General features: G+C 37.9%; 11 protein-coding genes and 1 other annotated feature. Of the genes, 6 read left to right on the forward strand and 5 right to left on the reverse strand.

What is annotated here, in order from left to right; all coding sequences use genetic code 11:
- Nucleotides 1–3 precede the first annotated feature (3 nt).
- The 3 genes from ACMGGO_RS02990 (at nucleotide 4) to ACMGGO_RS03000 (ending at nucleotide 2,346) form a co-directional block, all read left to right on the forward strand.
- Nucleotides 4–1,191, forward strand: coding sequence for an MBL fold metallo-hydrolase (locus ACMGGO_RS02990; RefSeq protein WP_319839571.1), 1,188 nt, complete (start codon nucleotides 4–6; stop codon nucleotides 1,189–1,191).
- Nucleotides 1,178–1,426 (forward strand): DUF3006 domain-containing protein, encoded by a 249-nt coding sequence (locus ACMGGO_RS02995; protein ID WP_048391776.1) that lies wholly within the window; start codon nucleotides 1,178–1,180, stop codon nucleotides 1,424–1,426. Before ACMGGO_RS02990 ends, ACMGGO_RS02995 begins: the two co-directional genes overlap by 14 nt.
- Nucleotides 1,427–1,557: 131 nt before the next feature.
- Nucleotides 1,558–2,346 carry an HAD family hydrolase gene (locus tag ACMGGO_RS03000; protein ID WP_048391774.1) on the forward strand — a complete coding sequence of 263 codons (789 nt, stop codon included), beginning with the start codon at nucleotides 1,558–1,560 and terminating at the stop codon, nucleotides 2,344–2,346.
- Between the two features lie 44 nt (nucleotides 2,347–2,390).
- On the opposite strand, the gene ACMGGO_RS03005 is transcribed toward ACMGGO_RS03000, so the two are convergent.
- From ACMGGO_RS03005 to serA, 3 genes are all read right to left on the reverse strand, one after another.
- Nucleotides 2,391–3,314: a hypothetical protein gene (locus ACMGGO_RS03005; protein ID WP_326141096.1), complete on the reverse strand. Its 924-nt coding sequence runs from the start codon at nucleotides 3,312–3,314 to the stop codon at nucleotides 2,391–2,393.
- Nucleotides 3,304–3,798, reverse strand: coding sequence for an RNA polymerase sigma factor (locus ACMGGO_RS03010; RefSeq protein ID WP_048391769.1), 495 nt, complete (start codon nucleotides 3,796–3,798; stop codon nucleotides 3,304–3,306). Before ACMGGO_RS03010 ends, ACMGGO_RS03005 begins: the two co-directional genes overlap by 11 nt.
- Before the next feature lie 105 nt (nucleotides 3,799–3,903).
- On the reverse strand, nucleotides 3,904–5,517 hold the full coding sequence (gene serA, locus ACMGGO_RS03015; protein WP_016992109.1) for a phosphoglycerate dehydrogenase: 1,614 nt from the start codon (nucleotides 5,515–5,517) through the stop codon (nucleotides 3,904–3,906).
- 159 nt (nucleotides 5,518–5,676) lie between these two features.
- Nucleotides 5,677–5,918, reverse strand: a binding site (T-box leader).
- A gap of 404 nt (nucleotides 5,919–6,322) precedes the next feature.
- Between serA and ACMGGO_RS03020 the strand changes: the two genes are divergently transcribed.
- Complete coding sequence (locus tag ACMGGO_RS03020) at nucleotides 6,323–7,972, forward strand: FAD-binding dehydrogenase (protein ID WP_048391767.1); 1,650 nt, start codon at nucleotides 6,323–6,325, stop codon at nucleotides 7,970–7,972.
- 140 nt (nucleotides 7,973–8,112) lie between these two features.
- Here ACMGGO_RS03020 and ACMGGO_RS03025 read toward each other — a convergent pair whose 3' ends face one another.
- Entirely contained in the window at nucleotides 8,113–9,084 is a 972-nt protein-coding gene (locus ACMGGO_RS03025; RefSeq protein ID WP_066037074.1) for a rhodanese-related sulfurtransferase, read from the reverse strand.
- A gap of 138 nt (nucleotides 9,085–9,222) precedes the next feature.
- On the opposite strand from ACMGGO_RS03025, the gene ACMGGO_RS03030 reads away from it, so the two are divergent.
- A complete protein-coding gene (locus ACMGGO_RS03030; protein WP_048391764.1) occupies nucleotides 9,223–10,005 on the forward strand; it encodes an enoyl-CoA hydratase in 783 nt (260 codons plus the stop codon).
- Between the two features lie 52 nt (nucleotides 10,006–10,057).
- Here ACMGGO_RS03030 and ACMGGO_RS03035 read toward each other — a convergent pair whose 3' ends face one another.
- Nucleotides 10,058–10,243, reverse strand: coding sequence for a YhzD family protein (locus ACMGGO_RS03035; RefSeq protein ID WP_036075853.1), 186 nt, complete (start codon nucleotides 10,241–10,243; stop codon nucleotides 10,058–10,060).
- 259 nt (nucleotides 10,244–10,502) lie between these two features.
- On the opposite strand from ACMGGO_RS03035, the gene ACMGGO_RS03040 reads away from it, so the two are divergent.
- Nucleotides 10,503–11,717 carry a DNA repair exonuclease gene (locus tag ACMGGO_RS03040; protein ID WP_326141097.1) on the forward strand — a complete coding sequence of 405 codons (1,215 nt, stop codon included), beginning with the start codon at nucleotides 10,503–10,505 and terminating at the stop codon, nucleotides 11,715–11,717.
- The last annotated feature ends 2 nt before the right edge of the window (nucleotides 11,718–11,719 follow it).

Below are 11,719 nucleotides of genomic sequence, written 5' to 3' on the forward strand. Positions count from 1 at the left end.
TAGATGAAAAAAATAATAGTATTACTCCTTTGTATTTTTTTATTAGCCGGCTGTACCGAGGCAGTCAAGACAGAGAAAATTCCTGTAACAGCTGGTCATGAAATGCAGGTTCATTTTATTGATGTAGGACAGGGGGATTCTATACTGATCGAATCACCAAGTGGTAAAACGATGCTTATAGATGGGGGAGTGAAGGGCGCAGGGCAACAGATTGTCTCTTATTTAAAAGAACTTGGGATAAATAAGCTTGATATTGTAGTAGCAACACACCCAGATGCTGATCATATTGGAGGGTTTATTCCTGTATTAGATAACATGACGATTGAGCAATTTTATGATTCGGGAAAAGTACATACATCGCAAACCTTTGAAGAGATGCTGACACGTATCGATGAAAAAAATATTCCTTATCATGTGCCAAAAATCGGCGATGATATCGAATTTGATAAGGATGTAAATGTGAAAGTTTTAAATGCCAATGATCAGGCTACAGACAATAACGATGCCTCCATTGTCTTAAAAATGACTTATGGGAATGTCTCTTTTTTATTGACAGGAGATGCGGGAGTGGCATTAGAAAAGGAAATGTTGCAGTATGATGTGAAAGCAACAGTTTTAAAAGCTGGACATCATGGCTCTAACACAAGTAGCTCAGAGGAGTTCATTCAGGCTGTAAAACCAGAGGTCACGATATTAAGTTATGGAGAGGATAATAAGTATGGACATCCACATGCAGAAATTGTGGACCGTTTGCAGGCTATTGGTAGTAAAATATATGCCACCGCGGATTTAGGAACGATTACGGTGTCCACAGATGGGGTAAACTATACGGTGAACGGTAAGGAAACTTTTAGTGTAGAAACTGGTAATATACTTTCTAAAGAAGAACCGACAACAGCTATTGAAATCGTTAGTAAGGATCTAGTTACTGAAATTGTAGGAATTAAAAATAGTGGACAACACGCAGTATCTTTAAAAGATTGGCAGCTTATTTCAATTGAAGGGCATCAAGTTTATAACTTCCCTAATCTTTCTTTACAGCCAGGGAAAACGATTTATATTACTAGTGGAACCAATGCACGGGAAGGGCAAAATTATTTGAAATGGACAACTAAACAAATTTGGTTAAATGCTGGAGATGCTGCGCAATTACGGAATGAGAAAGGGGAACTTGTAAGTGAGCTTGAGTAAATACACATTGGACCGTATTGAAGATGGCTATGCGGTTTTCTTAAAGTTTCCAGCAGAAGAGGAACAACTCATTATTTCACAGTCAGCCATGAACAAGCCTGTGCAAGTAGGTGATCGTGTTCAGATAGAAGAAAAAGATGGTATTTACCATATTGAAATTTTAAAAGAAGAAACACAGCAAAAAAGAGCAGACCTTCAGAGTTTAATGAATCGTTTACGAAATAAAAATAATTAATACATGACAAGCTGTAAGATTTGACGTACAGCTTGTTTTTAGATACAGGAATTGTACTTAAATTGTTATCCTAAATATTTTGAAAATATGCTAAAATAGTAGTATTAATCGGGAGCTAGGAGCGGACAAAAATGTCGATAAATACAATTATTTTTGATTTAGATGATACACTACTATGGGATAAAAAATCAGTCAAAACTGCATTTGAAAAAACATGTGACTATGCAGCAACAGTACATAATGTGAATCCTACTGAGCTAGAGGAAGCTGTTCGCCGAGAGGCACGTGCTTTATATGAGGGTTATGAAACATATGATTATACGGTATTAATTGGTATCAATCCATTTGAAGGACTTTGGGGAACGTTTGACGACTCGACAGACTCCTTCCAAAAAATGAAGGAAATTGTTCCTAGCTATCGTGCAGCGGCTTGGACAAAAGGGTTAGCTGCTCTTGGTATTGAAGATACAGCGTTTGGAGAGGAGCTAGGAGAGCGCTTTGTAGCCGAGCGTAAAGTAGCGCCATTTTTATACGAAGATACTTTTGCAGTGTTAGATGAATTAAAAGGAAAATATCAGCTTGTATTGCTTACAAATGGCGCACCAAGTTTGCAAAATTTAAAGCTAGAAATCACACCAGAAATTGCCCCATATTTTGATCATATTATTATTTCAGGTGACTTTGGTAAAGGTAAGCCGGACGCATCTATTTTTGAGTTTGTGATGGAGAAAGCAGGTATTACAGCGGACGAGGCAATTATGGTTGGCGACAATCTTAATACTGATATTTTAGGATCATCTCGTGTGGGAATGCGCAATGTATGGATTAATCGTGAAAGCAATATCGCCAACGGGGCTGTGACACCTACCTATGAGGTGGATTCTTTGACAGCGTTGTTGGAGCTTGTAAATAAGCTATAGTATAAAAATGTACTGACCCTTCATGGAGTCAGTACATTTTTTTATTAAAAATAGACATTCAGTCCAAGGTATAAACATGTAAAAGCTATCGCTATACAAAGCTGAACAAGAGCGCTAGCAATTAAGTAACCCTTAGGTTCACCAGCCTTTTTACGATAATAGATTTGCATAAAGGAGTAGAGTGAGAAAAGGCCATAAATAATTGTTGCATGAATTGTATGGTGGACAAGATAGATACCAAATGAAATACCTCCAAACAACACGAGCATGATGGCATTGGCAATAGCATGCTCAACTGTCGCAGCGAAAAAGCGACGTTCTGTATAAGGCATTCTTTTTTTAGCAATCCATAGGATGAAATGCATAAGTAGGATGAAAATGTTCCCTAAAATAAGTTTCGTCGACCGCTTCTCATCATAAAAATAGCGTAGAGAGTCAATTGATTCTTCAATCAGAAAGGCTTGCTGGGTTTCAACATTGAAGAAAATCTTGTTATTGAGTACCTTCCATTTCTCTTGTGTACGGTCATTATAGAGAATCAAAATATCATAGATAGTACCACTTTTCCATTGACTAGCGGATATTGTTATAGGAGAAGCGTTGTCCCAATTCTGTTGTAGCTGTGTGATAGCCTTTGAATGAGCATAGCATTGCTGAGGAACATAAAGGCAAGAATCCTTTGCTATAAAGGTATCCTTGTTCAGATTCTCCTTTAAGTAGAAACGTTGGATGGCTTTGGAGGAATCCATTGTCATAGGAGAATCAGTCGGACGTTGAACAAAAGTTAAAATTAATAAAGAAAGAACTACTATAAATAGCACTGACACAGACGGAATTTTCCATCCGTTTCCAGTAGTTTGTTTACTAATTACTGAGGGCTCTGTCATATTGCGTAATAATTTTTTTTGCTGCTGATCAGATAACATTAAATCATCTAAGTGTTGCCATGTCTTCTTATCATTCTTCATCCATCTCACCTCCTAACTGTTTTTTTAATGCGATGAGTGCTCGTTTTAATGTGTTTTTTACTTTCCCCTCATTCCAGCCAAGAATAGCGCAGGTTTCTTCGATGGAAAGCCCCTCTATTTTGCGCAGAATGATCACATCACGATAGGTAATTTTTAGTTTTCGAATTGCAAGATACAGTATCTTGGCATCTTCTCGTTGCATCAGCCATTGATGAGGAGAAGGTGACGCTTGTTCTTCATGCTGTTGTAAAAAAGGGACAAACTGAATAATCCTTTTCCGACGATAATGATCATAGGCAAGGTTACGTGCAGTGCACCGCAACCAAGCGAGATCGGCTCCTTCTTTTATTGTTTGGTGATGGTTCAAATAACGGACAAAGGTTTCCTGTGTATAATCCTCCGCTAATTTTTCATCATTTAGTAAGTAATATAAGTATTTAAAAATGGTGTTATTATGTAAGTAAAATATTTCTTCTATGTTCAAGCTGAACACCTCCTTTTCTTTAAAGACGAAGAACTCATAGAAAAGTATCATTTTCCCAAAATAAAAAGCAGAGAGTAGAGACTCCCTGCTTCTTGCTATTATTAATTATAGGTTAATGGCTTTTACCTCATCAATGTTTTCAAGCTGTGCCACAAAAACTAAATCTTCTTCTGTTACAACATTATCAACCGTTAACATCATAACCGCTGTACCACCAACCTGTGCACGACCAACCTGCATTGTTGCAATATTGATTTCTTTTTCTGCAAGCTTTGTTGCTACACGGCCAATTGCACCTGGTTTGTCAGTATTTTTAATGTAAAGAAGGTGGCCTTGTGGAATGACATCTACAACATAGTCCTCTACTTTTACAATACGTGCACCTAAACCATTTAATAGTGTACCCGCTACAGTATGTGTTTCGTTAGCAGTAATAATTTCAATCGTAATTAAGCTAGTAAAGCCTTTTGCTGTTGTTGTTTTGTGCTCATTAATTTTCATACCAATACGTTCAGATAAGTAACGAGCATTCACATCATTGACATGATTACCGTGATTTTTAGACAGTAAACCTTTTAATGCATTTGAAGTTAATGGACGAACATCATAGTTTGCTACTTCTCCAGCATAAGATAGGTTGATTTCTTTGACTGGCTCTGTTGTCACTTGTGATAGGAATGAACCAAGTTTTTCAGCTAATTCAAAGAATGGCTCAACTTGTGCAAGAAGCTCTTTAGGTATAGATGGCATGTTTACTGGATTTGTTACAGTACCTGTTTTGTAAAATTTAATGATGTCATTTGATACGTCAACCGCTACAGATTCCTGTGCCTCGATTGTAGATGCTCCTAAGTGAGGCGTTGCGATAACTTGTGGTAAAGTCAGTAGCTTATGATCTGTTGCTGGTTCAGAAACAAATACATCAAGAGCTGCTCCAGCCACTTTACCTGCTACGATTGCATCATATAAATCGTCTTCATTGATGATACCGCCACGTGCACAGTTAATAATACGTACGCCATCTTTCATCATCGCAAATTTATCTTTATTAATAAGGTTGCGAGTTTCAGGTAAAAGTGGTGTATGAACTGTAATGAAATCTGCAGCTACACAGATTTCTTCAACCGTTGCTTTTGTTACACCTAATTCTTTGGCACGTTCATCTGTTAGGAAAGGATCGTATGCCATAACATTCATACGTTGACCCTTAGCACGATAAGCTACTTCAACACCAATTCGACCAAAACCTACAACGCCTAAAGTTTTATTTTTTAGCTCCACGCCAACAAAAGATTTGCGATCCCATTTGCCATTTTTTAATGTATTAAAAGCTTGTGGAATATGACGGGCAAGTGAAGTCATCATCGCAATTGTATGTTCGGCAGCTGAGTTAGTATTACCATCTGGTGCGTTTACCACGATAATGCCGTGTTCTGTAGCAGCAGCAAGATCAATATTATCGACACCAACACCAGCACGACCAATTAATTTTAAGCTTTTTGCTGCTTCAATTACTTCACGTGTTACCGTTGTTTGAGAACGCACAAGTAATACATCTACATCAGCAATTTTAGCGATTAATTCTTCTGGTGCTAAACCTGTGTCTACAATAATGTTTAAATCTAAATCTTGTTCCTGGCGTAATGGGAAAATACCATCCTCACTTAGTGGATCAGCGATAAATACGTTAATAGTTCTTGTTTTTGTTGCAGTAGTCATTATAATTAGCTCCTTTTTTATCATTATTGGCTATGGCTTTATCTACGATAGTCTGAAATTTGTAAAATTCGAACATCTTACAGCATACAAACAATCTCCTTTCTAAATCGAAGACAATATAAAAAGCCTTCCACGCCTTACAAACACAGTTAGTGTGTTGTAAGGGGCGAAAGGCTGTATAAACTTTGGTTCGCGGTACCACCCTTAATCACTGCTGGAAAATTTATTCTGGCAGTCTTAGCTATATGCGTAACGTGCATGAGACGGATAAGCATACTTTTAAGTTGTTCAGCCTATCTATTCAGGAGTGGAACTATTATCGTAGAAATCACTGATTTGCACCAACCATCAGCTCTCTTTGGATTTTCTTGCGACTAGTGTGTCTCCGTCATTATATTTTTTGTGATTAAATTTGTTAACATCATAATCCCTATTGTTCACCTTTGTCAACGATATTTCTTAAAAACTTTAAAAATACTGACTTCAAAAGTCTGAAAAATAACTAAAAACGAATATTATTTATATAATACTGTTGTATTGTTCGTCTTTTTGGGGAATACAATGAAAGCGCTAACGATATTTGAAAAGTCCGATAGTATCAGGTTTCTGTGTAGTTTTAGCATGAAAAATTATATGGGAATTAAATGGAATAAAATAGAGGGTTTATGCTAATTATCCATGGATTTGTTCTAAGAAAGCGAACGTTTTTGTTTGTCACATTTTAGACAAAAATATAAAAAGTAGAAGGTAAACAGACTGTGAGAGAAGAATGTTAGTTAAGGATGATTGATTTGGGGGTGTAAGAATGAAGTACGATGTTGCAATAGTCGGTGCTGGTCTTGCAGGATTAGTCGCAGCTTGTGAATTAATCGATGCAAAGAAAAAAGTTCTTTTAGTAGATCAAGAGCCTGAAAATTCAATCGGAGGACAGGCATATTGGTCTTTTGGAGGAATATTTTTAGTAAATTCTCCAGAGCAAAGAAGGCTTGGAATTAAAGATAGTAAGGAGCTTGCATGGCAGGATTGGCAAGGAACTGCAGGCTTTGATCGTTTAGAAGATGAGGATTCCTGGGCGTATAAATGGGCAAGAGCATATGTCGATTTTGCTGCAGGTGAAAAATACGACTGGTTAAAGTCAAAAGGTATAAAGTTTTTCCCTGTTGTTGGATGGGCAGAGCGGGGAGGCTCATTGGCAGGAGGGCATGGCAATTCAGTACCTAGATTTCATATTGTCTGGGGAACAGGCCCTGGCATTGTAAAGCCATTTGTAGATAAAGTAAAACAGGCTATGAAAGAAGGATTCATTGACTTCAAGCCAAGACATCGTGTGGATGAATTTGTGCAGCAAGAAGGGAAGATTATAGGAATTAGCGGAACGGTGCTAGCTGAAACCTTTATTAATCGAGGTGAAAAGAGTTCGAGATTAGGAATCGGTGAATTTTCCTACGAAGCTAAAGCTGTGATTGTGGCAAGTGGTGGTATTGGGGCAAATTTTGATTTAGTGAGAAAAAATTGGCCTGCTCGATTAGGAACCCCTCCCAAAAATATGGTATGTGGTGTACCAGCTTACGTTGACGGAAGAATGCTAGAGATCACGGAACATGCTGGGGGACGCATTGTAAACCGTGATCGCATGTGGCATTACACAGAGGGTTTAAGAAATTGGGATCCAATATGGCCCAACCATGGAATTCGGATATTGCCTGGTCCCTCCTCCCTGTGGTTTGACGCAGAGGGGAATCGTTTTCATGCACCCAACTTTCCAGGGTTTGATACACTCAGTACGTTAGAGGCGATTCAAAAAACAGGTTATGACTATTCCTGGTTTATTTTAACGGAGAAAATTATTGAGAAAGAATTTGCTTTATCTGGCTCGGAGCAAAACCCAGATTTAACAAACAAAAGCATTGGCGATGTTCTAAAACGCATTTTACCAGGCCCACCTGCTCCTATCCAAGCTTTTAAAAATCACGGAGAGGATTTTGTGATTGCACATGATCTAAAGGAACTTGTAGATGGAATGAATAAACTTGCTGGGAATGAGCTACTTGATTTCATGAAGATTAAAGAGCAAATCTTGGCAAGAGATCGGGAAATGGACAATAAGTTTACAAAGGATTTGCAAGTAAACGCTATTCATGGAGCAAGAAATTATATTGGGGATAAATGGGTGCGTGTTGCCAAGCCACATAAAATTTTAGATACCAAAAATTGGCCTTTAATTGCTGTTCGCTTAAACATTCTAACAAGGAAAACTTTAGGTGGCTTACAAACAAATTTAAATGGCGCTGTTTTGGGCATGGACGGTCAGCCAATTCCTGGGTTATTTGCTGCTGGTGAAGTAAGTGGTTTCGGTGGCGGTGGCGTCCATGGCTACCGCGCTTTAGAAGGGACATTTGTTGGTGGTTGTTTATTTAGTGGACGCCAGGTAGGGCGTTATTTAGGGCAAGGATAAAGTGCATAAATGAATGAAGAGCATCGTTTTGATGAACGATGCTCTTTTTAAATGGATTGATAATGTTGGAGTAGATCACTATGCTGAAGTTTTGAGCAAATCCAACAGCAATGCGCACCTTGATTAAATTATGAAATGGATTAACAATTTGATTGTTGGACCTCTGCAATCTTAGCAATTTGTTCTTCAACCTGTTCCTTTGTCCAACCGTTTTCCTCCACGAAAAAGTTGCGTTCTGCACGGCGACAATCATCTGAACAGCTTCGCATGTAAAATGCCTCATGTTTTTCTTCACAAAGCATTAACTTATGACACGCTGGGTTTGCACAGTTTGTGTATCGTTCAGAAGGCTCTCCGGTGAAATAATCCTTCCCAACAATAACATGTTCCACCTGATTAATCGGTACACTTCGACGGCGGTCAAAAACAAACATTTGACCATCCCATAATTGACCTTTTACCTCAGGATCCTTCGCATATGTAGCAATACCGCCGTGTAATTGACCTACGCTCTTACCATAGCCCTCGCGTTTTAGCCAACCAGAGAATTTTTCGCAGCGAATACCACCTGTACAATAAGTTAAGATTTTTTTATCTGCAAAATCTTCTTTATGCGCCTCCATCCAAGCAGGTAGGTCACGGAAGTTTTCAATATCTGGTCGAACAGCCCCTCGGAAATGACCGAGATCATATTCATAGTCATTACGGGCATCGATAACCACGGTGTTGTCATCTTGCATCTGTTCCATAAATTCTTTAGGTGTTAAATAATCACCTGTGATTTCTAACGGATTGATATCCTGTTCTAAACCGAGGTGAACAATTTCTCGACGAGGACGTACATGCATTTTTCTAAAGGTATGCCCTTCAGTCTCATCAATTTTCCACATCATATCGCTAAAACGAGCATCTGCCTTCATATGATTCATGTAAGCATCTGTTTGCTCAATGGTACCTGATACAGTTCCATTAATACCTTCGTAACCTACTAAAATACGACCAAGAAGCCCTATCTCTTTACACAATGCTAAATGTTCTTCTGCGAACGCTTCAGGATCTTCAATCGTAATATATTTATAATAAAGTAATACACGATAGTCTTTTTGTGTCAAAATACATTACCACCTTTATCTCGATATTCGTCCTTTAATATAGCATAACAGGAGCAATTTTGCTTAGAGAGAAGGAGTTTTCTAAAAAAACACGAATTATACATAGTGAATGACTATTCATATTTGGGGGTTATAGAGATGGAATTTTCAACGATTACATTAGAAAAATTAGAACGTCGAGCAACCTTAACATTGAATCGTCCACAGGCGATGAATGCAATGGATGATGTCATGATGCGTGAACTTGCAGAATGCTTTGAGGCTCTACAGCAGGAAAAAGATATTCAGGTGCTTGTTATTCGTGGAGAAGGAAAGGTCTTTTCTGCGGGTGGTGATATAAAAGCAATGCTAGATGAAAGCAAACCACTGAATATTGATGAGGCAATGGTTTATCTGACACGTATCGTGAAGGCATATTATCAGCTACCAATGATTGTGATTGCAGCGGTTCATGGTGCATCAGCAGGTTTAGGATTTAGTCTAACACTAGGGGCAGATATTATTGTAGCCTGTGAAAATAGTAAACTTGCTATGAATTTCATTGGAATTGGACTGATTCCAGATGGGGGCGGTCATTTCTTCATGAAGGAGCGTGTAGGTACTGTTAAAGCGAAACAAATGATATGGGAGGGAAAGGTATTAACAGCAAAAGAAGCATTAGATGCAGGGTTAATTGATTATATTGCACCAGAGGGCACTGTATTTGCAATGGCAGATCAGGTGGTGGGGAAAATGCTTGCATCCCCGATTTCTTCCATGATTACAACGAAAAAAATTCTACATGCACAAAATATGCCACAGCTAGAAAATATCTTAGCATTAGAGGCTGAGGGCCAGTCTGCAATGCGTAAAACAACAGATCATGTCGAGGGCATTCATGCATTTGTAGAGAAAAGAACGCCTGTCTTTGTAGGCAAATAAAAATAATAAAAGGCGCGTAGCAAACCATTGACTACGTGCCTTTTATTAGCCACTAAACATGGAATAAAATTAATTTACCTGAAGCGTTTACAAGACGATGAGTTTTATCGGCAACACCTTTTTCCTCAATTTGTTGTTGTCCATTTAGTTTAGCAGCCTCATCATTTTCAAAAGTCCAAGTTTCATCAAACAATGTTTCCCCTGTTTTTTCAAAAGCTGTAAAACGATAATTCTCCATACAGACCCCACCCTTTTACTTGAATATATTTCTATTATACATAGAAGATTTATAAACTTCACGGTAAAACTAGTGAATTTTTTGATAAATTACGAAAATTGTGGAAAAAGTAAGGCAATGTTGTTTTTTTCCGTAATAGCATTTTTCATCAAACATGAGTTATGATAAAATAGAACAAATATTCGGTTTTGAATAAACAACATATTATTACTTTGGTTTTGTACTAAAGAGAGAATTATCTACTATTTGAGGTGATTGGATGTCAGCAATTCGTTTTTTCCATATGGCAGATTTACATTTAGATAGTCCATTTAAGGGCTTATTTGGACTACCCGAACCCATTTTAAAGAAAATACGGTCAAGCACTTTTGAAGCGTTTGATAAAATTATCCTTAAAGCGATTCAGGAAAAACCTGATTTTTTACTAATTGTTGGGGATATTTATGATGGTGAAAATCGTAGCTTGCAAGCACAACGAAGATTTCAAGATGCAATGGAGAAGCTTTTTCAACACAATATCCCTGTCATTGTGAGCTACGGAAATCATGATCATTTAAATGGTACATGGACACGCTTTTCTTTACCAAGTAATGTCTATGAATTACCAGCTGAAACGAGTGTAGTTCAATTAAAAATACGGGGTCAACAAGTGAATATATATGGTTTTAGCTATCCTGAACGTCATTTAAAGGAATCTGTTATTGAAAGCTATCCAACTGCACATGATCAGCATGCCATTCATATTGGTATGCTTCATGGCAGTGAGGCAGGCAATACAACACATGATGTGTATGCCCCTTTTATAAAACAACAGTTACTTGAAAAGAACTATCATTATTGGGCGCTTGGCCATATTCATAAACGACAGCTTTTACATCAAAACCCTCCAATTGTTTATCCAGGCAATATTCAAAGTCGACATCGTAAAGAACAAGGAATGAAAGGCTTTTATGATGTTACGCTATCCAAAACATCGACTGAGCTTGATTTTATCTCTACCTCTGCTGTTGTTTATAGCACCATTGAGGTAGATTGTACGAATGTGCTACACGCCAATGAATTATTGAAGAGATGTGCAGAAGCTATTACAGCTAATAGGAAGAAGTATGGCGCATCTGTAGTAGAGCTTCATTTGCAAAATATTGACGAACAAACGGAAGCTTTATTTGAACATGCAACAGTAGATGCGTGGTTAGAGACTATTCGAGAGGCTGAGGAAGGTATTGACCCAATGTGTTGGGTACAAAAAATGGTGTTGCAAAAGGCAGCGAGATTTTATGAGCATACAGCAACAACTCAATCCGTTGTGAGCTTAATGGAACAATGGAACAGTAATGAATGGAAGGATATTCTAAAAGATTTGTACCAATATGCTGGTGGTGCGAGGCTGATAGAGCCACTTAGTGAAAAGGATATTGAGAACTTAACCCATCGTGCACAGTCATTATTAGCAGAAGAAATTCAAAGGGTGTGATT

The sequence above is a fragment of the Lysinibacillus sp. BNK-21 genome (assembly GCF_048684915.1).
Taxonomy (GTDB): Bacteria; Bacillota; Bacilli; order Bacillales_A; family Planococcaceae; genus Lysinibacillus; species Lysinibacillus capsici.

Excerpts from the sequence above, each read along its gene's own strand:
- ACMGGO_RS02990 (WP_319839571.1), top strand. The coding sequence starts at position 4 with ATGAAAAAAATAATAGTATTACTCCTTTGTATTTTTTTATTAGCCGGC.
- ACMGGO_RS03000 (WP_048391774.1), top strand. The coding sequence starts at position 1,558 with ATGTCGATAAATACAATTATTTTTGATTTAGATGATACACTACTATGG.
- ACMGGO_RS03005 (WP_326141096.1), bottom strand. The coding sequence starts at position 3,314 with ATGAAGAATGATAAGAAGACATGGCAACACTTAGATGATTTAATGTTA.
- serA (WP_016992109.1), bottom strand. The coding sequence starts at position 5,517 with ATGACTACTGCAACAAAAACAAGAACTATTAACGTATTTATCGCTGAT.
- ACMGGO_RS03020 (WP_048391767.1), top strand. The coding sequence starts at position 6,323 with ATGAAGTACGATGTTGCAATAGTCGGTGCTGGTCTTGCAGGATTAGTC.
- ACMGGO_RS03030 (WP_048391764.1), top strand. The coding sequence starts at position 9,223 with ATGGAATTTTCAACGATTACATTAGAAAAATTAGAACGTCGAGCAACC.
- ACMGGO_RS03035 (WP_036075853.1), bottom strand. The coding sequence starts at position 10,243 with ATGGAGAATTATCGTTTTACAGCTTTTGAAAAAACAGGGGAAACATTG.
- ACMGGO_RS03040 (WP_326141097.1), top strand. The coding sequence starts at position 10,503 with ATGTCAGCAATTCGTTTTTTCCATATGGCAGATTTACATTTAGATAGT.